The organism is Paenibacillus campinasensis, assembly GCF_002272015.1.
Classification (GTDB): Bacteria; Bacillota; Bacilli; order Paenibacillales; family Paenibacillaceae; genus Paenibacillus_AQ; species Paenibacillus_AQ campinasensis.
On record NZ_NPBY01000022.1, the window covers coordinates 1 to 20654 of the forward strand.

23 protein-coding genes are annotated in these 20654 nt (G+C 51.9%); 21 read left to right on the forward strand and 2 right to left on the reverse strand.

Annotation, left to right across the window (positions count from 1 at the left end):
• Positions 1-156: 156 nt before the first annotated feature.
• The 20 genes from CHH67_RS07085 (at position 157) to CHH67_RS07180 (ending at position 17343) form a co-directional block, all read left to right on the forward strand.
• Positions 157-816 (forward strand): helix-turn-helix transcriptional regulator, encoded by a 660-nt coding sequence (locus CHH67_RS07085; RefSeq protein ID WP_095264429.1) that lies wholly within the window; start codon positions 157-159, stop codon positions 814-816.
• 128 nt (positions 817-944) lie between these two features.
• Positions 945-1652, forward strand: coding sequence for a tetratricopeptide repeat protein (locus CHH67_RS07090; RefSeq protein ID WP_179292077.1), 708 nt, complete (start codon positions 945-947; stop codon positions 1650-1652).
• 5 nt (positions 1653-1657) lie between these two features.
• Positions 1658-2803 (forward strand): beta-ketoacyl-[acyl-carrier-protein] synthase family protein, encoded by a 1146-nt coding sequence (locus CHH67_RS07095; RefSeq protein ID WP_095264433.1) that lies wholly within the window; start codon positions 1658-1660, stop codon positions 2801-2803.
• Positions 2803-3657, forward strand: coding sequence for a beta-ketoacyl synthase N-terminal-like domain-containing protein (locus CHH67_RS07100; RefSeq protein ID WP_095264434.1), 855 nt, complete (start codon positions 2803-2805; stop codon positions 3655-3657). Before CHH67_RS07095 ends, CHH67_RS07100 begins: the two co-directional genes overlap by 1 nt.
• The gene (locus CHH67_RS07105) at positions 3654-4910 is read left to right on the forward strand and encodes a beta-ketoacyl synthase N-terminal-like domain-containing protein (RefSeq protein ID WP_095264437.1); all 1257 of its coding nucleotides are present in this window, start codon (positions 3654-3656) and stop codon (positions 4908-4910) included. The genes CHH67_RS07100 and CHH67_RS07105 overlap by 4 nt, the downstream gene beginning before the upstream one ends.
• Before the next feature lie 15 nt (positions 4911-4925).
• Positions 4926-5681, forward strand: coding sequence for an SDR family NAD(P)-dependent oxidoreductase (locus CHH67_RS07110; protein ID WP_095264439.1), 756 nt, complete (start codon positions 4926-4928; stop codon positions 5679-5681).
• An 18-nt stretch (positions 5682-5699) separates the two neighbouring features.
• Complete coding sequence (locus tag CHH67_RS07115; protein WP_095264441.1) at positions 5700-5933, forward strand: acyl carrier protein; 234 nt, start codon at positions 5700-5702, stop codon at positions 5931-5933.
• 108 nt (positions 5934-6041) lie between these two features.
• A complete protein-coding gene (locus CHH67_RS07120) occupies positions 6042-6983 on the forward strand; it encodes a DUF1702 family protein (RefSeq protein WP_218832008.1) in 942 nt (313 codons plus the stop codon).
• Complete coding sequence (locus tag CHH67_RS07125; RefSeq protein ID WP_095264445.1) at positions 6968-8698, forward strand: CRTAC1 family protein; 1731 nt, start codon at positions 6968-6970, stop codon at positions 8696-8698. The genes CHH67_RS07120 and CHH67_RS07125 overlap by 16 nt, the downstream gene beginning before the upstream one ends.
• A 126-nt stretch (positions 8699-8824) precedes the next feature.
• On the forward strand, positions 8825-9301 hold the full coding sequence (locus CHH67_RS07130; protein WP_095264447.1) for a DinB family protein: 477 nt from the start codon (positions 8825-8827) through the stop codon (positions 9299-9301).
• Between the two features lie 299 nt (positions 9302-9600).
• Complete coding sequence (locus CHH67_RS07135) at positions 9601-10254, forward strand: helix-turn-helix transcriptional regulator (RefSeq protein ID WP_095264449.1); 654 nt, start codon at positions 9601-9603, stop codon at positions 10252-10254.
• Positions 10255-10297: 43 nt separating this feature from the next.
• Positions 10298-11038 (forward strand): class I SAM-dependent methyltransferase, encoded by a 741-nt coding sequence (locus CHH67_RS07140; protein WP_095264451.1) that lies wholly within the window; start codon positions 10298-10300, stop codon positions 11036-11038.
• 34 nt (positions 11039-11072) lie between these two features.
• The gene (locus tag CHH67_RS07145; protein WP_095264453.1) at positions 11073-11423 is read left to right on the forward strand and encodes a cupin domain-containing protein; all 351 of its coding nucleotides are present in this window, start codon (positions 11073-11075) and stop codon (positions 11421-11423) included.
• Positions 11416-11862 (forward strand): 3-hydroxyacyl-ACP dehydratase FabZ family protein, encoded by a 447-nt coding sequence (locus tag CHH67_RS07150; RefSeq protein WP_095264454.1) that lies wholly within the window; start codon positions 11416-11418, stop codon positions 11860-11862. The genes CHH67_RS07145 and CHH67_RS07150 overlap by 8 nt, the downstream gene beginning before the upstream one ends.
• A gap of 6 nt (positions 11863-11868) precedes the next feature.
• On the forward strand, positions 11869-12318 hold the full coding sequence (locus CHH67_RS07155; protein WP_179292078.1) for a 3-hydroxyacyl-ACP dehydratase FabZ family protein: 450 nt from the start codon (positions 11869-11871) through the stop codon (positions 12316-12318).
• 83 nt (positions 12319-12401) lie between these two features.
• A complete protein-coding gene (locus CHH67_RS07160; protein WP_095264459.1) occupies positions 12402-12926 on the forward strand; it encodes a hypothetical protein in 525 nt (174 codons plus the stop codon).
• Positions 12927-13032: 106 nt separating this feature from the next.
• Complete coding sequence (locus CHH67_RS07165) at positions 13033-14226, forward strand: NAD(P)/FAD-dependent oxidoreductase (protein WP_095264461.1); 1194 nt, start codon at positions 13033-13035, stop codon at positions 14224-14226.
• A gap of 18 nt (positions 14227-14244) precedes the next feature.
• On the forward strand, positions 14245-15102 hold the full coding sequence (locus CHH67_RS07170; RefSeq protein WP_095264462.1) for a PDZ domain-containing protein: 858 nt from the start codon (positions 14245-14247) through the stop codon (positions 15100-15102).
• Positions 15102-15791 carry a PDZ domain-containing protein gene (locus CHH67_RS07175; RefSeq protein ID WP_095264464.1) on the forward strand — a complete coding sequence of 230 codons (690 nt, stop codon included), beginning with the start codon at positions 15102-15104 and terminating at the stop codon, positions 15789-15791. Before CHH67_RS07170 ends, CHH67_RS07175 begins: the two co-directional genes overlap by 1 nt.
• 313 nt (positions 15792-16104) lie before the next feature.
• Entirely contained in the window at positions 16105-17343 is a 1239-nt protein-coding gene (locus tag CHH67_RS07180; RefSeq protein ID WP_095264466.1) for an MFS transporter, read from the forward strand.
• 77 nt (positions 17344-17420) lie between these two features.
• Here CHH67_RS07180 and CHH67_RS07185 read toward each other — a convergent pair whose 3' ends face one another.
• Positions 17421-18713: a Gfo/Idh/MocA family oxidoreductase gene (locus tag CHH67_RS07185; RefSeq protein WP_095264468.1), complete on the reverse strand. Its 1293-nt coding sequence runs from the start codon at positions 18711-18713 to the stop codon at positions 17421-17423.
• 126 nt (positions 18714-18839) lie between these two features.
• On the opposite strand from CHH67_RS07185, the gene CHH67_RS07190 reads away from it, so the two are divergent.
• On the forward strand, positions 18840-19700 hold the full coding sequence (locus CHH67_RS07190; RefSeq protein WP_095264470.1) for a helix-turn-helix transcriptional regulator: 861 nt from the start codon (positions 18840-18842) through the stop codon (positions 19698-19700).
• A 262-nt stretch (positions 19701-19962) separates the two neighbouring features.
• Here the strand turns inward: CHH67_RS07190 and pgmB are convergent, their stop codons facing one another.
• A complete protein-coding gene (gene pgmB, locus CHH67_RS07195; protein ID WP_095264472.1) occupies positions 19963-20640 on the reverse strand; it encodes a beta-phosphoglucomutase in 678 nt (225 codons plus the stop codon).
• Positions 20641-20654: the final 14 nt, after the last annotated feature.

Below are 20654 nucleotides of genomic sequence, written 5' to 3' on the forward strand. Positions count from 1 at the left end.
CAGAATAACAGGATTATTTGATCAAATAAGTGAAAAAAACAAAATTTCAAACAATTTTTACATAAGAAGTATTTTTGTGTCGTTGGCAGCATGTAATTAGGCTCGTTTTATCAAAGTCTGTTTCTAACATAACTTTAGCGAAGAAAGGAGATTTACATGAATGTTCTCGTTATTTTTTGCCAGCAGGAAGAGGAAAGTTCTCAAGCGATTCAATCAATTGCCCAAAAAGCGGATATCCGGGTCACGACAGATTTCAGGAGCGCTATACAGGCGGCCGAATCGAACCGTTACCAATTTCATGTGCTCTATACGGTGAATGATTCTTTTCCTTCTTCATGGGAGCTTGAGCAATTTTTATCCCTCGCTCCCACCTTGATTTTAACGGGAGGGATGGTTCCGGTTGAGCTTTTGTTGCCGATCATCGGCACGATGGAAGTCGATAACTCCAGTTTGGGAGAAGGAAATTCTATGTTCAGTAAATCTCTTGCTTACATCCATCGTCATTTATGCGATCAGGATTTATCTCTTGAAAAAGCCGCTTCACAAATTTATGTAAGCAGACATTATTATTCCAGGATGTTTCAGAAGCACGTGGGTATGGGATTCAAGGAATACATTATGCGAAAAAGAATAGCCAAGGCCAAGACGCTGCTGAAACATGGACATTCCGTGACTGAAGTATGTTACGCGATTGGTTACAATGATTTGACTCATTTCTCGAAAATATTTAAACGAATCGTGGGGGTCAATCCCTCAATCTTCAGACAAAAGTGGAGAGGACGCGAGCCAATATCAAAGTGGGGTGGAGTTTCATGAAGAAACGATGGAAGCGAGCTGTAATAGTTTCTTGTTGTACTGTCACTGCTCTAGCGGCTATTGGAATATTCTCTTATTGGCAATGGACGAAGCCTTATAATCTGCCGAAGCTGGATCCGGCACTTACAATGAATGATTATAACCTCGACTTCAGTCTTGAGAGAGACACGCCTGTGCCGAGGTCGGATATGACAGAGGATGAACTGCTGGCTCTGGTTCAGCAATTCCCTGATAACCTTGTATATTCTACCGAACTTCGGCTGCGCATGACCCAACATTCTCGAATGGAAGAATTTATAGACATGATGGATGAGGTGGAGCCTACATCGGATATCGTGCTTCAACAAGCGCTCGGTTATGTGGATATGCTGCAGGATCTGGATCTGGGGACGGCAGCCTTGGGACAACGATCGGCGCAGTCCATCCGTTTGCTGGACGATCTCATCGCAGACAATCCGTATGATGTCCCTGCTCATTATGCTCGTGGCCTTAATCATCTGTACTGGCCTCAAGGGTTGAAAAGAGCGGAGCGGGCTGTCCAGGATTTCGCATTCTGCATTGCGGTTGAGCAGATGAATCCTGAATGGGATTTTACCTTTTGGCCGGATATCTATGTTGCTTTTGGGGATGCGCTTGTCAAGTCGGGGGATGCTGCGGCCGGCATCCGTGCATGGAAAGAAGGATATGCCAAATATCCGGATGAGGAGGCATTGGCAGAAAGAGCAGGAGCTGACGAGAGTAAGGCTTACGACATCGTCAGGCGGGAACGAGGCATTGATGGGTTCACACGACCTGACCCAGCCATATCCGATATTCGCAAATTGTGGAGGAGGTGAGTATTATGGAGCGGATTGTTATTACCGGGATGGGGGTTGTTACCTCAATCGGGGGCAATACTCATGAATTCTGGCATAACCTGCTTGCAGGCACACAGGGTACCCGGGAGATTACGTCCTTTGACGTCTCTGAGCATACGGTGAAGCGGGGATGCGAAGTGAACCGTGTTTTCCCCTATTCCGAAGCGATGTATGAAGGTGTCGGAAAGGCTACGGCGATGTATCTTTCGGCTGCGGAAGATGCTCTGTATCAGGCCCGGCTGACGCAGCGGGAACAGGCACGGGTCGGGATATGCGTAGGTACAACGATGGGAGAGCCGGGTTCTGTACGCAAGGATAGCGATCGACAGGGTCCGCATGTGATCGCGGATCTCGTTGCCGACCTGCTTCGCCTGAGCGGACCGAGATGGACGATGACCAATGCCTGCGCGGCGGGGAATTTTGCAATCGCCCAGGCGATGGACGAGCTTCGAAGCGGCAACGCAGATTGTATGATTGCAGGCGGGGTGGACGCATTGTCCTGGACGGCATTTACGGGATTCGGCAGTTTAAGGGCAATGTCTGATGACTGGTGCCGCCCCTTTGACGTTAATCGGAAAGGGCTTATGCTCGGCGAAGGCGCAGGGGTGCTCATATTAGAAAGAGAGCGAGACGCGAGAGCCCGGGGGGCGATCCCGTTAGCTTATTTGCTGGGCTATGGTCTGACCTGTGACGCTTACCACATTACCCAGCCTGATCCGGCCGCTGTAGGCGCCATGCGCGCCATGCTGGAGGCGTTAAGGATGGCTGAATTGACACTGGAGGATATTGGTTATGTAAGCGCGCACGGAACAGGAACACCAGCCAACGACCGGACGGAAGCCAAGGCGTTAGCCGATCTGTTCGGTGAGCATATGCTGACCAGTTCGATCAAAGGGCACATAGGCCACACCTTGGGGGCAGCGAGTGCGATTGAGGCTGTAGCCAGTGTCAACATGCTGCGGTACGGCTGGCTTCCCCATACGCTGAACCTGGAACAGTTGGACCCGGAATGTCGTGTGCGCGTGATTGCTCGACAGCCCCTTCGTAAGAAGACGAATTATATTCTCTCCAACGCTTATGCCTTTGGAGGCATTAATTCGTCCATCGTCCTTGGAAAGGCGGGATCATAATGCATGCCTATATTAAAGGATCTGCCTGGCTATCCCCTAGCGGCTTCAAGACACTCACCAATCGGGATCAGGCTGCATCATCCCCGTTTATAACGGAGGAAAGCATACAAAATATCCATCTGCCCAAACTGCCACGGGTTCCTGATGTGGCTAAGGCCTGCTGTGCCGTGGTGAGCCAGGTTCTGCTTGAAGCAGGACTCACCGTGCCGTTTGCCGTGAGAAGTGAAGAATCGGAAAGAACCGCTCTTGTGGTAGGAAACAATGATTCAAGCGTCCGCCCGATTGAAGCGCTGCAGAGCGAAGCGGAGATCTACGGCCCGAATCGGGTCAGTCCCGCCATATTTCCGAATACGGTTTATAACGCACTGGCAGGGTACATCGCAATACATGTCAATATAAAAGGGACAAATACAACGCTGTCGGGAGCCACAAGCACTGTACCGGCTGCGTTACTGTACGGATTAAGGCTGTTAGCGAAGGGAAGACATGACCGGGTGGTGGTGTGCCATGTTCATCTGCTTCCGTCCGCGAAGAAAGCAACACGTCAGGATGAAGAGGAGGGTTCCTTCCCTCCTGATGAGGAGAGAATTACAGCGCTGCTTCTGGAGCGGCCAGGAGTCGGCACGCACGGAAAGTATGCCCTGGACTGGGAACTGACAAAAGCAAACGGTCTGTACACGGCGCTGTCGCCGGATGTTACCCCGAGAATGGACGTGGAACTGATCAAGTTGATACAGGAGGAACGCCTGGCGGAGCAAGAGGTGATGCTGGGGAGATTCCAGAACGGCGATTTGCTGAAGCTGCGGTTTAACAATGGCGATGTTGACGGCTTAAAGGAGGCTCACTCCAGATGAATGCACATGTCTCCATTGCCGGGGCAAGCGTGCTCGGGGCGCCCGGGATAGGCAGGAATGCGGTATGGGAAGGCATGCGAACGGCGAGGCTTATGCCCACCGTTCGCAGCTATGAATTGTATGACGGCTCGATTATTGCATTCCCTGTCTATGAAATTCCTCCGATTCATATGAGGGACTGGCTTCCACGTTCCACCTGCCGCTGGTTAGAGCAAGAGGGACTCCATCAGGACCCGGATTTTCTATTATTGCTGGTTGCGTCCCAATTGGCGATGGAAGACGCCGGCCTCACTCCGGATGAACGGAGCAGAGCAGCGCTGGTGATCGGCCATGAGAATCCGGGCATCAATCGCCTGATCGATAAAATCCTTCAAACCGGACAGCGCATCTTTCAGCAGGATGAACAACCTCTGGTTTCCTTTAGTCAGTACAAGCAGGATTTCTTTCGCCTTCAGACCTTTCCTTATCTGTTCTATCTGGCCAAAGCACTGAATATTCAAGGCGCTTCCTATATCACGAACAATGCTTGCGCTTCCGGCCTGTACGCTTTGGAGCTCGGAAGACAGCTTATTCATCAGGGACAAGTGGAGTCCGCAGTCGTGGTTTGCGCAGATTACGCTCATGCGACGGAGTATTTATGGCTCGGGGACAAAGGGTTTCATTCACCCAAGAAAGTGCTGAAACCGTTCGATTCGGGCAGAGACGGGTCGGTGCTGGGGGATGGTGCTGCAGCCGTTGTGCTAAGGCACCCTGATCTTGTGGACGTGTTTACTCCGGAGCTGGGACGGTATGTGGGAGGGGCCTTCCGCCAAGACGGCTGGAATCTCTCGCTGCCCCATGTGACTTCGCATTCCTATGCGGAGGTTATTACCCGGGCCGTGCGGCTTCTGGGAGAAGGCCCTCCCGACCTGTTGGTGCCGCACGGGACAGGCATGCCGATGTGGGATGCGTACGAAATGGCGGAGATCGTGCGAGCGTTTGGCGAATTGAACATTCCGCTGCCGCGAATGACAGCTTTGAAGGGATACTTTGGCCATACCTTGGGGGCGAACTCCCTTGTTGAAATCGTATGCTTGCTGCACAGCATGGCGCAGGGGAGCATTCCTCCGGCCGCCAATTACGAAAGTCATAATTTCAAGCTGGATATACCCATGGTCACGCAATGGGAGCGATCCAATATACGTACGGCAATCAAGACTGTCTCCGCGTTTGGCGGTTTTCTCGCCGCCGGGGTTTTCGAACAATCGACATAGAAGGGAGGGAAGTCGGTGGGTTCCATTCATTGGAATTTTAAGGGCGACCACGTGTTAGTTACAGGAGGCTCGACAGGCATCGGCAGAGAGACGGTAGTCAAGCTGGCCCGTGCCGGAGCCGTTGTCCATTTTACGTATTCCCGCTCCGGTGAGGCAGCACGCCAGCTGGTAGAGCAGCTCGCTTCCGAGGGGCATACGGTCAACGAACTGCAATGCGATTTCTCCTCGGCAGCTGATATTCAGCGCCTGACCGAACGATTGACGGATCGTCAGGCCTGCCCCATTGATATGATTGTGAACAACGCCGGCGTCACGGCGGATAGTTCCCTCTACAACATGTCAGACGAACAATGGGACTATGTGTACCAGGTTAACTTACGAGCCTTGTTTCAGTTATCCCGATCGATGGTGAAGCACCTGGCTGTGAACCGGGGGACGATGGTGAATATTACCTCGGTTTCCGGTCAGATCGGCATGGCAGGGCAGGCCAATTATTCGGCATCGAAAGCGGGGATCATCGGATTCAGCAAAGCGTTGGCGAAAGAGCTTGGACCGCTCGGAGTCAGAGTTAATTGTGTTGCCCCGGGTTATATCGAGACGCCGATGACAGAGGAGATGACGCAAGACCGGAGAAGAAGGCTGGCGCAATCTACCTGTTTAAGGCGGTTTGGCACATCGGCTGAGGTTGCAGATTTAATATTGTTCTTATTATCGGAGCATTCCGCCTATATTACCGGAGAAGTAATTGGCATAAGCGGAGGACTTGTATAAACGGGAGGATGAATTCTTATGGAAACTTTGCGCACGAGAATGATAGGCCTGGTGGAGGAGATGACACAACGGGAGCTGACGGAGGATGCTTTATCCCAGTCTTTTGAAGAGCTTGGGATCGACTCTTTGATGGCGCTGGAACTGGCCGTATATTTGGAGCGCGAATTCGGTGTCCGGCTGACCGAGGAGGATCTGGGGGCGATCCGGCACTTGCAAGACATCGTCGCCATTGCCGAAGAGCGAAAGGAATAGGCGATGGAATTCAGCGGAATAATGCTAGGCGCTGCTCTCCTTATTCTATGCTTCGGCTTATGCATAGCGGTGCTGTACCGGATTGTTATCAGGCAGAATATCCCCCTGATGAAGCAGCGTTTCACCGGTGAGGATTCAAGTGCTTTTGGCATCCGCTTCGGTCGAATACTGCACGGTTTCTTACGCGGCCATAATCTCGCAGCGAATCGGCTGGTGCCCATGAAGGCCATCCGCTCGAAGCTGGAAGCGGAGTTTGACAGCTTTTATCGGGGCTTTGCCTACGAAGGAACCGGGATGGGGTTCGGAGCAAGGGCAATGCTCCGTCCCGGCAGGCGCGGCCGGGCGTTTGAAAGATATGTGTACCGACTGGATCCGGCACACATCTATCAGTACTACGTGGGGCTCGGATGGTGGCTCTACAGCATATATCGTTTTCGTCCCGAGCCTTATCAACGATGGATGCGCACCATGGATCCCTATTATGCCCCTATGCTTTACGATGGTGTTGGCTTTAAAGCGGCTCTATTTGATTACGGGATCAACGCTTCTCTTTTTGATCATCTGGGACGAATGGGATCCAGTGCTCTGAGGATCGGATGTCAAGGATACGGCAGATGCCTATGGTTTCAGTGCAGGTATGAAATTGCGCCGGTGCTGAGCGTTCTGAAAAATGCCCCGATAGAGGTTCGTCAGGATGTAATCAGCGGTGTGGGCTTGGCTGTTGCCTACAGTTTGTTCGACAATCCCGGTCGTGTTCAAGGCATCTACCGGATGATGCCCGTACTTTACCAAGCCTCGTTTCGGCAAGGGATGGCATTTGGCTGGGAGGCAAGAAAGCGCCAGAACAAGACCTATTGGGACGAGATGACAAGTACCTTTGACGCTGTATGGCGCGGCAAAATGGAGGAAGGTGTTCAGGTCGTTCATTTGGCGAGGGAACTTGCTGGCCGGCACAGCCCGGAGATGCATTATGTCCGGTGGATGGACAAAACCCGCCAGTTGATGAAAGATTATGATGTGTTGGGAGGATTGACATGTTTAAGATCGTAAAAAAATGGTGTGTTCCGTTTTCATTGTTCCTGCTAGCCGGTTGCGCCATCGGGGACTCGGCCACGCCTGTGGACCGCGGCTTCCGATATGAGGAAATCAGCGTCAGTGCCGGTATTGATTTTACGCATCTGACGGAAACCTTTGATCCCAAGCTCAGTAATATCATGCCATGGCTGTCAGCGACCGGAGCGGCTGTGGCCGTAGGAGATTATGACGGAGACGGATATATGGATCTTTATTATACGAATTCGCAGAAGAACAGTAAAAATAAACTTTACCGCAACAACGGAGATGGCACATTTACGGAAGTTGCCGAGGAAGCGGGTGTGGCTGACGTCAATGTGGAGGGAATATCGGAAACCGCACTGTGGTTTGATATGGATAACAGCGGGCATCCGAGCCTGTTTGTAGGGGCATGGGGGAAAAGCCGATTGTATAAAAATAACGGAGACGGGACCTTCACGGACATTACGGACTCGTCCGGGGCAGGATATGAAGGGTATGTCAGCAAAGCCATTGCCCTTGACTACAATCGCGATGGGTATTTGGATCTTTATTTAAGCTGTTATTTCAGAGAGGAGCATGATTTGTGGAATCTGGACACGACCAAGATCATGCATAATGATTTCGAGCGGGCGCGTAATGGTGGAAGGAACGTGCTGCTGCGCAACAACGGGGACAATACATTTACGGATGTTTCCAAAGAAATGAATGTTGATGATCCCGGCTGGACATTAGCTTCCGGCGCTGCCGATTTGAACGGGGACGGGTGGCCGGATCTATACAATGCCAACGACTTTGGGCCGGATACTCTCCTGATCAACCAAGAAGGGCAAGGGTTTGAAGCCGTCGTTCAAAAAAGAGGGATCGGTGACGACACCTTCAAAGGCATGAATGTAGACTTTGCTGATGTATTTCATGATGGCAAACTTGCCAATTTTGTAACAAACATTAGTAAGGAAAGATATTTGCTGGAAGGAAATCAGTTATGGCATGAAGATGAGAACGGGAAGTATGTCGACCGAGCACAGGAAATGGGCATTCAGCAATCGGGTTGGTCCTGGGGAGCTCGCTTCTTTGATGCGGATAACAGCGGGAATATGAGCTTGATGGTGACAAACGGCTTTATATCGGCTGATGAGAACGAAGAGTACTGGTTCGACATGGGGACGCTTGCGACGACACCGGGTTATATCGTTGAAGATGCAGCGAGTTGGCCTGCGTTTCATAACAAGAGCATGTCGGGCTACGAATCGAAACCTTTATACTTGAATGATGGCAAAGTGTTCACCGACGTGTCCAAGGACGTTGGCATCACCTTTACGGAAGACAGCAGGGGCGTGGCAGCCGTCGATCTGTTCAACCGTGGTGTCAACGACCTGGTGTTCGCGAATCAAGGAGCTCCGACGAAGGTATATAAGAGTGAAATCAGCAATGGCCATCACTGGATCAAGCTGGACCTGATCGGCACCTCTCCCAGCAATCGTGATGCGGTAGGGGCAAGAGTAACCTTTGAAGTAAATGGCGTGAAGACCGTTGTGGAGAAGGACGGAGGAAACAGCCATGGCGCCCAGAGCGATCCGAGAATTCATTTTGGACTGGGGCAGCATAGCAAGGTGGACAGCATTGTGATTGAGTGGCCGAGCGGCCGCACCCAGACACTTGAAAATGTAGAGGGAGACCGAATTTTGCAAATCGAGGAGTCTGGTGATTAATTAGAGCAAAGATATGTTCGATTGGCTTAACGGGGCGCATGTATGGCGCTCCTATTTTTGTGAAATAAAAGGATTTTATATTTTTTCATATAATTATATTATATATCAATATCTAGGAGGGGTTCGATGGAAAGAAGACATGAAGTGTTGTTTGAGCAGCTGCATACATACCGAAAGGTGCTATTGGATGTGGTTGAAGACGTGTCCGAAGCTGAGGCTGAGATTGTACCGGATGGTTTTAACAACAATATCAGATGGAATCTAGGGCATGTGCTCCTCGATCAGTACTTATGGATACGTGTGCTTACGAAAGAGGATATGCCGGTTCCGATGAGCTTTAATCAATGGTTCGGTTACGGAACCAACCCCTCGAATTTTACGGATGAAACCCCGTCATTCTCAGAATTGATCTCGCTCCTTCAGGAGCAGCCTCGCTTCATAGAGCAGCAGTACCGGAATCGCCTGGAGGAGGAGTTCCCGCCCACGGATATGGGGATGCATACCCTGGAGCAGGTGCTTGTGAGAACCATCTTCCATGAGGGTCTTCATATGGGGGCCCTTTTGGCCATCAAAAACCAGATTCGAAACCATCAGCGGGTGTAGGCTTCTGATTGCGCCAAGAATAGCACATGAATAGCCATTGAAACCAAGGCTTTGCTTTCAAATATGAAAGCAGAGTCTTTTTTGTATTCTCAGGTCTCGTACACCCTAACGCGTCAACAAAAGCCGATCTTTCGTTCAAATGTGCAGAGTAACAAGCTTCCAGCTCGTATACGATGGAACAAAAGCTGCAGTTCTTTAAGGAACTGTCAGCAACTATTCATTCGGGGGTGATGGTATCAGCAATGCTATGGTTTGCAGTCCCTCTATCATTTCAATTCATCCGGAGGGAGGAGTAGGCATTGGAACGATTAGTTGTACTTCACGAGTATGAGGAAAGGGAAAGCACTTTATTCAAGGAGAAGATGGAGTCCTACAGTGAGGTGATCCTCTCCTCAGAGCAAGGGCTCGAATTGACACCTGAGGCAGTGAAGGAATACGAGATGGTGTTCATCATCTCCAAAGCGCGTGAGCTGCCTCCCCATTGGAGGCTGGAGCAGATCATGGCGCATACCCCTGTCATCCTAATCTTAAGCACGGCGCTGCCGGATCTGATTACGTTCATCGGCATGTTCGAGGTCATGGAACGTGTTGATGCTGTTTATTCTTCTGACGGATCGGAGCAGGCCAAGCTTTATCGAAAAGCGCTGCTGTACATTGAGGAACATTTGGGGAACAACGAATTGACGCTGGACATGCTTGCTTCTTTTCTGTGCATCAGCACCTCTTATTGCTCCCGAATATTTCAGAAGTATGGAGGAAAAGGGTTTCGCGAGTATGTGATGGAGCGCAGGATTCAATTGGCAAAGTCCTTGCTTGAAGGAGGATCCTCGGTAACCGAGGTATGTCTTGCCGTGGGATACGGGGACTTGACCCATTTTACCAGAACCTTTCGGCGGCTAATAGGAATGAATCCTTCCGTCTACCGGACGGCTCACCAGCGGAAGACAGTATGAAATCCGATACGGACAATTCAAATGGAAAGGAGAGGCGCAGCGAATGCTAGATCGTCTCGAAGATTTTTTTAAAGAGGACTACTTGCTGCTGTCACAGGCCATTATGACACCGGAACGGACGGCGGCAGAAATTCAGCATATCCTTGACTGGCTTAGCCTTGATCAGGGCGCTTCTATTCTCGATCTGGGCTGCGGTTACGGACGGCTTAGCATCCCTTTAGCGCAGATGGGATATCGTGTGACGGGACTGGATTATTCCGAGGTATCCCTGATCCGGGCGAAAGAAGAAGCGGCCGGATTAACCGGTGCAGATATTGAGTTTGTCAGAGGATTAATGAAGGATCTAGACGGCAGTGAGATATATGATGCTGCTCTGAATATCGGAACCGCTATCGGCTACCTTGAGGAGGAAGACGACTATGCTGCGTTCAGGCGTGTGTTCAAGGCGCTGAAGACGGGAGGAACGTTTCTTGTTGAAACGGAAAACCGGGATTTCAAGATAGCCGGGTATACACCGCGGCGATGGGATGATATGAACGGTGTGCCAGTATGGTCAGAGCGACGCTATTATCCCTCCTCCGGCCGCTGGGTGGAGAAAATCCGGTGGTTCAGAGATCGGAATATTCACTCCTCGGTTCTGGACGTCCGGCTGTATTCGGCGACAGAGTTGACCCGCATGCTGACAGAGGCCGGTTTCAGGGATGTTCGGGTATACGGGAGCCTGGACCGTAAGCCGCTGGAATTGACCAGTCCGAGGATGGTGCTGTCCGCCATCAAACCGTGAAAGAATTCGTAAATTCAACCAGGAGGGATAAGAGATGAAACAACAGCATTTTATATCCAAAATCGGGGACCGACAGTGGAAAAAAGGCGTGTTTCACAATTCGGAGTACCAGCCGCTGTGGAAGGAACGAACCGAGAAGAGCAGGACCGAAGCGTTTATCGTCAAGCTGAATCCGGGAGGCTTCATTCCGGTTCATAATCACCCCGGGCGTGAGTATGCTTACGTTCTCGAAGGCCGCATGCTGGCAGGCGGTGAGCCAATGGAGCAGGGCGATTTCCTTACGGCAGGCCCGGGCGAGCTTCATGATATCCGCACCGATACCGGTGTTATCTTCTTCATTGTCATTGAAGAACCGATTGAAATTGTAGAAGACAGCGATGACTAATCCCAGTGAGGCCTATGTGCGGATGATTGAGCAGCTGCCGCAACGGCCCCCGTTTCGGTTCGTGGAGCAGATTGACCGGTATGAAGCCGGCCAATATCTTCTGGCCTCCATCCGCTTGCAGTCTGTTAGAGGACCTATGAGGTGCTTGCCCGCTTTTCCCGAGGCATGTGTTATGGAAGGGCTTGCTCAGTCCGCCGTGCTGCTTGTGCAACTGGAGACCGGACCGCTTCGCGAGGGAGAGGTTCCGATACTGGGCTCGTTATTCATGCGTCAGTCCAAGGCGGTAGCCTGGCATGAAACCCTCAGGTATGAGGTGAAGCCGATTCGTCTGCTTGCTTCCCAGGCCAGAATAGAGGCAACGGCCTATGCCGCTGGTGAAGTCGTTGCAGAAGGAGAGCTGAGCCTGGCCAAAATTCAAACTTTAACCAAAGGGGGCTGATTGCCTGTGCGGAGTATTTTCACACCCGGTCATATTTTGCCTGGACCCAAGCCCTGGATTCTGGTGGACCGGGTGCTGGATACGGTCTCTGTTGCGCAAATATCCACCTGCAAGCTGATCAGTGCGAGCGATTATTTTCTGCAGGGACATTTCCAGCATTACAGCGTGTACCCAGGTGTCCTGCTCATTGAAGGCATTCGGCAGAGCTTGTATTTGTGGCTATCCAGGCGCACGCCTGATCCTCATGCTATAGAGCTCCGGGATATGCAGGTGCGCTTTCTGACCCCGGCCGTGCCGGGAGATGTTATCAGATACGATATCACTGTTCAAGGATCATCCGAGAAGGGGAGTTTCGGCCGGATCTCAGCCACGGGTACTGTGGATGCTAAGGTGGTGCTTACATTCCAAGCTGCCTGCAATCTTGGGGAAATAAAAGCCGAGAATCTGAGTGGATGAAGCAGAGCGGCTACCGGCGGGGTGACGGATAATAGAATTGTACTTCGGCCGGAGTAACAAACCTATAAACGGAGGTTAAGAACATGCTTACAAAACTTCTTAAAAAAGCAACCATGACGCTGCCTAACTCGAACAGCACTACGGTGCTGGAACTTGCTGACGGACGTTCCGAAAAGCTCTATTTCTCTCAAGTCAGACCGACGGAATTCACGGTATCGGACTCCGAGTTTTCGATGAAATCCGGAATCAATGTGGAGCTGGATATCAAAAATGTGGATTTGGTTGCGACATCCGAGGTGCTGTGGCCAGGACAAAAGGTATACGTTCGCGGTGGAAGCGCCTCTACAGGCAAAGCTTTGAAAGGGGAAGTTCAGATCCCTCTTGGCAAAACGGTGGCAAACGGTGTTCCGGGCGAGACTTGGCTTTACTGGAATATTGAAACGCCGGAGGGAACCTTGGTCAACCAAACTCCGATTCATATGACCGGTACTGTGAAAGGCCTTCCGCCTCAAGCAACGGAGTTTTCTTCCCAAGATGTGATCTCCCTGTACGACCAGCTTGAAGGCAAATTCGCCGGCACGCTGTATGCCTGCACTCAAGTAACCTAATATCTCCCGATAAGGCAAACAGCTTGATTCAACGCTCTGCTCTAAAGCGTCGACAAATCAGTCTTCGGACTGATTTGTCGATATTTTTCGAAAGGAGGCATCCGAAATGTATGATGCCGTTATCGTAGGGGCCAGGTGTGCAGGAGCTGCCCTTGCCATTTTCCTTGGGAAGAAGGGGTACCGGGTCGCTCTGGTGGATCGGGATACATTTCCAAGCCATACGACGTCCACCCATGTCACCGGAGAGATCGAGATATATAAGAAGCTGGGGGTGCTGGAACAATTGGAATCTGCGGGAGCGCCTGCGCTCCGCCGAATGCATGTTCATCTGGGCAGCAACAGCCTGGAGTCGGATATGCTCGTGACATCAAGGGCGATTGGGCTGCGGAGATATCATTTCGATCACATTCTTATTCAGGCAGCGGACGCCCTCCCGACGGTAGATGTCGAACAAGCCAGCCTGGTTACAGGACTCATCCACAACGATGGGGTTGTAAGGGGAGTCCGGCTTCGCAAGGGCGTGGTTCAGAAAGAGTTGAACGCTAAAGTGGTGATCGGCGCGGACGGGTATTACTCCCTCGTGGCTGATGCGGTGAATGCCCAGTCTTATGAGTCTTCTCCCTTGATGAGACCTGCTTATTACGGTTACTTCAGAAACGTCAGTCCACTGCCTGTTCCGGCTGTGGAATGGTTCTGGAACGAGAACGACATCATTTTCTGCAATCCGACGGATGCGGGTCTTCATACGGTGCTGGTGATGCCGCCCATGTCTGAGTTAAAGCGCTGGATGAGAAGTCCTAAAGATATGCTGCTTCAAAGTGTGGCCCAAATTCCGGGCTTGAACGAGCGGATGGAGCAGGCTGAGCTGGCGGATCGGGTGCGGGGCATTGGCGCAAGGCCGATGTATCTCAAGGAGGCCTACGGAGACGGTTGGGCGCTTGTCGGGGATGCGGGGGCTTATGTGCATCCGGTCACCGGATCAGGCATGGACAATGCAGTAAGAAGCGCCGAGCTATTGGCCAACGCGCTGGATGATACTTTTACCGGAAAGATGTCCTGGACGGACGCCATGGGGGACTATCAGGCGGGGCGTGATACCTTGATCAGGCCGCAAATGCATGGAGCCCAAGTATCGATGAGCCGGGCAGATCAGCCGATTGATAGCGAGAAACTAAGGTGGCTGCAGGCTTTATGCACGTTTCCGGGGCTTGCCTACGACTTGGCCGAGAAGGTGGAAGAGGTTGTGAATCTGCTGGGTGGCGAGAGATACAAGCAGCTCAAGCAAATGATGACAATATAAACGGAGGAGGAAGCCAATATGCTTAGTGAGGATAAAAGACATACAGTGAACGTGATTCATCTGGAATCCACGCCCGAGGAAGTGTGGAAGATGATTGCTACGGTTGCAGGCTCGAATGCTTACCTTAGCGATTTCGGGAGTACGACAGGAGACCCGGACTGGCCGAAGGCAGGGGATAAGTTTCGTTTTACTTACGGAGATATCGAGAACGAGACGGTGTGTCTGGAATCGCAATTTCCACACCTGTACAAGCTCGCGGATTCCTATGTCTCAATCCTTTCCAATGGAGACACGGTGGAGTACAAACTGCAGACTACATTCACGATTGAACCGATTGGGCCTTTTGTTATGCTGACGGTTGAAGTTGAGGGATACGGCAATCAGCCGCAGGATATGTGGCTGCGGGAGTGCATGGAAACCGGATGGCGCCGGTCGTTGATCAATCTGAAATGCGTGCTTGAGCTGGGGCTGGATCTCCGATTTAATCTGTTCGGCTATCCCCGGCTGGGTGTGACCAATACAGGTCATTCGGAGCTCTATGCTGCCGAGACAGGCATGCCTGCTGGCAAAGGGAATTACATTATGCAAGCCTTCCCTCAAGGGCCGGCTTACAGGGCAGGACTCCGAAGCGGGGATGTCATTCTGTCTGTAAATGGAACCGAAGTGAACGCTTATAAGGAGCTGGTTATTGCCCTGTCCAGGCAGTATAACAAACGGAAGCTGATCAAGGTCGTTTATGCCAGAGATCAGCAGGTGCATGAAACCGAGGTTGACCTGTCTTATGATGAACGTTTTACGGGATTTGTGGACGCCCAGTCCAAAGAAGAATTGCAGCGACTAAAAAGAGAGAGGAGCCAGGATAAGGAGGGAGCCTGATGGAAAGCTCAAACAGTTGCAGAAATGAGATTCAGATTAGAGGGGACCTGGAGGAGATTTGGCGCTATGTGTCCACGCTGGAAGGGTATTTGTCTTTTTTTGCAGACAGCGGGACGCAGCAGGGCAAGGAGATCGTGATGGAATACGGAGGGATCCGCAATCGTGTTGAAGTAATCGTGCTGGATAAATACCAGGAGTTGCAGTGGAGGCATGCTTACACAATTTCCGGCAAAGAATATCCGCTCACGACGACGTTCTTTCTCCAGCGTTCTGCGCTCTATACAACCGTCATTGTGGAAGTCAGGGGATTTGGCCAGCAGCCCGATGATTTGTTTGTTAGGGATCTGATGGACGAAACCTGGGGCAGAACTTTGTTCAACCTGAAAAGTGTGATTGAACTGGGGACTGATGTGCGCCAGGCGCTATTCGGCTATCGCCGCCTTGGCATTTTAAATACGGGAACAGGGGAAGGGAACCGGATTCTTCACTGCTTTCAAGGCAGTCCGGCGGATGTGGCCGGATTGCGGGCAGGAGACATGATCTTATCGGTTGAGCAACGTCCCGTAACAACTCACAAAGCGCTTGTTCGGGAATTGGCGCGGAGCACCTTGCGCAAATCGGCAGTTCTGCTGGAATACGAACGGGAAGGATCGATTCATCGCACGATTGTAAAATGGGTGGACGAATAGACTGGAAATATTTTATGATATGATCTATAAAATGAAATTTCCATATTGTGAATGTTTCAACCAAAATAAGATAGAAGATGGAGGATCTTCTCGTATGAAATGAAAGCAGGTCACTCCATTTCATACGAGGGGATATTGCCGAGCTTCGCTCGTGCAGACAGTGAGGACGGGCTGGGATGTCTCCAAGTATATGGGGCCTGCCCCTATTATTCTCGGTCATTTCCGTTCAAATCTATCATCATCAGTCTATGAAAACTGCGATGAAACGACTTCCTGAATCGATAGACTGCAACAAGAAGGAGGTTCTTTCCAAATGGCGTCAACGCGTTCCGCATCCCATGTTCCGTTTCAATTAGGGAGGTTTTACGCCCATACGGTTTTGGTTAACTTTTTGTTATGGCTTCCGATGTGGATCATTTTCCTGCAGCAGGTCAGGGGAATGAGTCTGGGGCTGATCGGCATTATGCAAGGGGTTGGATTTGTCATTGCGGCGATTGCCGAAGTGCCCGCAGGTGCTATTGCCGACAGATACGGACGAAAGGTATCCTTGTTCATTGGCGCGGCGGCATTTGGTGTCCTGACGATTCTGTACGGGATCGTATCTTGGGTTCCTCTGCTCTTTGTCATACATATTATGTGGAGCGTGGCCCAGACCTTTTTTAGCGGGACGGATGTTGCCATGTTGTATGATGGACTGAAGCATGCCGGCCGTGAACAAGAATATTCCAAAGTTATGGGCCGCTATACAGCTATTGTACAAGGAACGCAAGCGGCGGCTGCGCTGATCGGAAGTTTCCTGGCGAATTACAGCATGCTTCAACCATTTATGTGGAGTGGAATGGCTTGCATTGTCGGGGGGCTGCTGCTGTTTAAATTTCGCGAACCCCCTGTGGAACAGCCCTCCAAGGAGCGCCGGGGCATGTTGGCCGAATTGAAGGATGCGCTCCAGCTTAGCGTCCAGTTGAATACACTGCGCAATTTCATTATGTTCTCCACAATCCTTTCGCTCCCTACGTTTATGCTCCTGTTCTTCTTTGTTCAACCATATGTGCTCAGCAGCAGCATTAGTGTTGGGTGGGTCGGAACGGTTATTCTACTGCTTCGTCTTGCCAGCATCACCGGTGCAGCCTTGTCCCATCGGCTTACGAAAGGAATGAAAGACCCTGTAATTCTGCTCCTCTTGCCAGTCATAATGACGGTGTGCCTTGCTGTTGCAGGATTCGTTCCGGTCATATGGGGAATTGTTGTGTTGTCACTGATGGGGTTTTGTTCCTCGGCGCTAAGACCGGCACTTACCACTATGCTGAATCGCATGATCCCTTCTAACCGACGGGCTACGGTGCTGTCCATGCAATCCTTGCTGTTTACACTCCTGCTGGCCGGAACGCAAACCGTGCTAAGTTCGGTCGTTGATGAGTATGGCTTCCCGGCTCTGTTCTTCATACTGTCTGCCTTGGTCGCGGTGACAGGTGCTCTGTTTCTGTTGTTTAATTTGCGCAGCGTTCAGCAGCATACGGCTCAGCCAAGCTCCACGATGTCCTCAGACGGCTAGTTACCCGGGAGCTGAAACAGAAATAAGACTGCGTCATGGACGCAGCCTTATATGAAAACGGGAGAATGGAGCATGACTTAGAAGCGTACGAGACTGTCGATGTGGACAGGCAGGCCGGTGGCAATGGCACGATTCGCCGCGATTCCGGTCAAGATGGACCGGGCGCCGTCGATATGGTCCGCGGCCCGCTCGAACGGATCCGGCTCCGGTTCGCCGAACAGATCATTCAGCAGCACAGGATCTCCGCCGCCGTGTCCGCCTTCCTTTTCCTCAACCTGAACCTCATAAGGTGCTCCGAACATCGGCAGCACTTGCAGGCTTTTGCCTTTTAACGCGCCTTCGAGCTTCTTGTCCCCGCCGGAATTGACATAGGACTGCTCCACCGTCGTCATCTCGATCCGGCCCTTGGTGCCGTTGATGGCAATGCGGTATCCCTCCCACGGCTGATAGGCAACAAGGGAATAGGTCAAAATCGCTTTATTGCGATATTTCACCAGCACGCCCATCGTATCTTCAATGTTGATGCCGTCTCCGAACACGCTTTGGTCGCGCTGGTAGCCGTCCTCCGGCTCCGCATCCAGATACATGGCCTTCAGGTGGGCATTGTCATCGAGATGAAGGGCGAACGGATCTTCCTTGGCCAGCGGATTGCCGGTAGCCCGGTTGTAAAACTGGGTGACGCCGCGCTCCTCCGCGTTCTCTCTGCCATAGAACATCAAATCGCCAAAGGCAAACACGCTCTCGGGCTGGGACCCGATCCAGAAATTGACCAGATCGAAATGATGTGTGGATTTATGAACGAGCAGGCCGCCGCTGTTGCGCTTGTCCCGATGCCAGCGCCGGAAATAGTCTGCGCCGTGGCGAGTGTTCAGCAGCCATTCGAAATGAACGGATGTCACCTTGCCAATCGTGTCATTCATAATGAGCTCCCGCAGTTTCGTATGGTGAGGAGCATAGCGGTAGTTGAACGTCACCCTGATGTTTCTGCCGGTTTCCTTGGCGGCATCCAGAATCGCCTGGCATTTCTCCGCATCCACGGTCATCGGTTTCTCTGTGATGACATCGCAGCCAAGCTCCATGGCCCGGATGATGTATCTATGATGTGTCCGGTCAACGCTGGTAACGATGACAATATCGGGCTTCTCGGCAGCAATCATGTCGTCGAACCGGTCGGCAGTGTACGTAGCGATTTCAGGATGGCTGTATTTATCCCGCAGCAGCTTGTTGGCGTAGTTCATCCGGGTCTGGTTTATATCGCAAAAGGCAACCAGCTCGGAGTTCTCCCGAAACCGCGCGGCTATCGCCCCGTAGAAAAATTCTGCTCTCCCGCCTGTACCTACGAGTACATAACGCTTCCTCTTCGTGCTCATCTTAATCGCCTCCTTGATATAGGCTCAGATTATAACAATGGAGCATTTATTTCTCCGCATTTCATGCGTAACCGCTTTCAAAACCCGCTTATTTTGCTATAATTCAAGGAAAAGGGAGGGGTGTCCATGACCAAGCCGTTTCAAGCGGAGTACCATGATCCTGACGGAAAGCTTGGGATCGAATATGACCGCCGCGTCGGCCACTTCAGCATGACGGATACCCATTTGCATGAACACTATGAGCTGTATTATTTGATGTCCGGGGAGCGGGTGTATTTCATCAAGGATCGCTCATACCGCATCAAGGCGGGCGATCTGGTGTTTGTGGATCGGAACACGGTGCATCGAACGCTGGACAGCGGAAGGCCGGATCATGACCGGATTGTGTTCTATATTGAGCCGGAGCTGATCGAGGGAGCCTGTTCTGACGACTTGGCAGGAATGCTCCTGGAGCCGTTCCGGTGGGATGTCCCGATTCTGCGGCTGCCTTCGCCGGAGGACGAGGTGTTGGCACGGGGGATCGATGATATATTTGGGGAGCTGCTGCATCCGGGAGAAGGAAGCGGTATGCTGCTTCGGCATCGGACGCTGGAGCTGCTGCTGTACGCTTACCGGAACCGGGAGGCGGGGAGGGTCGGCAATGCTGAAGATGGGCCACCGGTTGTTCACCCTCGTATGCAGGCGATCGTGCGCTATGTGAATGATAATTATAGAAAATCGCTGGCGCTGACCGAGGTGGCCGGTACGTTCCGGATCAGTCCGTATTACCTTAGCCGTCTGTTTAAACAAACGACAGGCTTTGCCTTCAGCGACTATCTGAACCTGCTCCGCATCCGGGAGGCCCAGCGTCTGCTGCGCGAGACGGACCTTGCCGTCACCGAGATCGCATGGAGCGCGGGCTTCGGCAACTTCTCCCACTTCGGCAAGATGTTCAAGCGAACCGTGGGCGCTTCGCCGCGGGAGTATCGGCGGAGGTACAGGCGATGAGAGAGGAGAGAAGGTAACGAGGGGAATAATGATCGGCGCCAGCCGGGAAATGCGCCTCGTTCAAGTTTCATGGATCTGGCCGGAGTTGCTCGAATGGCCTCCATGTTATTCGTACATATGAGAATAGGCCAGCCCATAGTCGTATCTGGCTGACCGAATCAGTTGAAATGTCCCTGGCTGCGAAAAGCCCAGGGACATTCTTGTTGTAATACAGGGAGGATCGCTTAAGACGATCCGTAAATGCAAGGTGTTGATGCGAGCGTTATTGTCCCTCAAACTTCGCCTTCAGCACGCCGAAGTTCAGCTGCGATGTGCTGTCCAGCACGACATCGGCATGCGGGAAGTGAGCGGCATTGCCGATCGCTACAGCGAACATGCCGGCAGCCTTAATGGCGTCCACGCCAGAGACGGCGTCTTCGACGCCGATGCAGTCTGCCGGATCTGCGCCGAGGGCCGCGGCAGCTGTCAGGAAAATTTCAGGATCGGGCTTGTTGTTCTTCAGTGTGTTCACATCCACGATCACATCGAATTGATCCTCAATGCCGAGCCGATGGATGACGGTTGGCGCATTCTTGCTGGCTGAGGCGATGCCGGTTTTGACACCGCTGCTGCGGATCTCCTTCACGAAATCGGTCACGCCCGGCAGCAGATCAGCCGGGGTGATCTTCTCGATCAGCTCCACGTACAGCTTGTTCTTCCGGTCTGCGAGCTGGTCCAGCTCCGCATCGGAATATGCGATTGGCGTTTCCGCCTGGCTGAGCAGCAGCTTCAGGGAGTCCATCCGGGATACGCCTTTCAGGTTCTCGTTGAATTCACGGGTGAACGGAATGCCGAGTTCCTCGGCAATCGCCTTCCAGGCCAGGTAATGGTACTCGGCTGTGTCGGTAATTACGCCATCCAGATCAAAAATGACAGCTTTCAAAGTTTGGTTCGCAACCATGTTAATCAGTACTC

Coding starts and splice junctions, on each gene's coding strand:
- CHH67_RS07085 (WP_095264429.1), top strand. CDS start 157: ATGAATGTTCTCGTTATTTTTTGCCAGCAGGAAGAGGAAAGTTCTCAA.
- CHH67_RS07090 (WP_179292077.1), top strand. CDS start 945: ATGAATGATTATAACCTCGACTTCAGTCTTGAGAGAGACACGCCTGTG.
- CHH67_RS07095 (WP_095264433.1), top strand. CDS start 1,658: ATGGAGCGGATTGTTATTACCGGGATGGGGGTTGTTACCTCAATCGGG.
- CHH67_RS07100 (WP_095264434.1), top strand. CDS start 2,803: ATGCATGCCTATATTAAAGGATCTGCCTGGCTATCCCCTAGCGGCTTC.
- CHH67_RS07105 (WP_095264437.1), top strand. CDS start 3,654: ATGAATGCACATGTCTCCATTGCCGGGGCAAGCGTGCTCGGGGCGCCC.
- CHH67_RS07115 (WP_095264441.1), top strand. CDS start 5,700: ATGGAAACTTTGCGCACGAGAATGATAGGCCTGGTGGAGGAGATGACA.
- CHH67_RS07120 (WP_218832008.1), top strand. CDS start 6,042: ATGAAGCAGCGTTTCACCGGTGAGGATTCAAGTGCTTTTGGCATCCGC.
- CHH67_RS07125 (WP_095264445.1), top strand. CDS start 6,968: ATGTTTAAGATCGTAAAAAAATGGTGTGTTCCGTTTTCATTGTTCCTG.
- CHH67_RS07130 (WP_095264447.1), top strand. CDS start 8,825: ATGGAAAGAAGACATGAAGTGTTGTTTGAGCAGCTGCATACATACCGA.
- CHH67_RS07140 (WP_095264451.1), top strand. CDS start 10,298: ATGCTAGATCGTCTCGAAGATTTTTTTAAAGAGGACTACTTGCTGCTG.
- CHH67_RS07145 (WP_095264453.1), top strand. CDS start 11,073: ATGAAACAACAGCATTTTATATCCAAAATCGGGGACCGACAGTGGAAA.
- CHH67_RS07150 (WP_095264454.1), top strand. CDS start 11,416: ATGACTAATCCCAGTGAGGCCTATGTGCGGATGATTGAGCAGCTGCCG.
- CHH67_RS07160 (WP_095264459.1), top strand. CDS start 12,402: ATGCTTACAAAACTTCTTAAAAAAGCAACCATGACGCTGCCTAACTCG.
- CHH67_RS07165 (WP_095264461.1), top strand. CDS start 13,033: ATGTATGATGCCGTTATCGTAGGGGCCAGGTGTGCAGGAGCTGCCCTT.
- CHH67_RS07170 (WP_095264462.1), top strand. CDS start 14,245: ATGCTTAGTGAGGATAAAAGACATACAGTGAACGTGATTCATCTGGAA.
- CHH67_RS07175 (WP_095264464.1), top strand. CDS start 15,102: ATGGAAAGCTCAAACAGTTGCAGAAATGAGATTCAGATTAGAGGGGAC.
- CHH67_RS07180 (WP_095264466.1), top strand. CDS start 16,105: ATGGCGTCAACGCGTTCCGCATCCCATGTTCCGTTTCAATTAGGGAGG.
- CHH67_RS07185 (WP_095264468.1), bottom strand. CDS start 18,713: ATGAGCACGAAGAGGAAGCGTTATGTACTCGTAGGTACAGGCGGGAGA.
- CHH67_RS07190 (WP_095264470.1), top strand. CDS start 18,840: ATGACCAAGCCGTTTCAAGCGGAGTACCATGATCCTGACGGAAAGCTT.
- pgmB (WP_095264472.1), bottom strand. CDS start 20,640: ATGGTTGCGAACCAAACTTTGAAAGCTGTCATTTTTGATCTGGATGGC.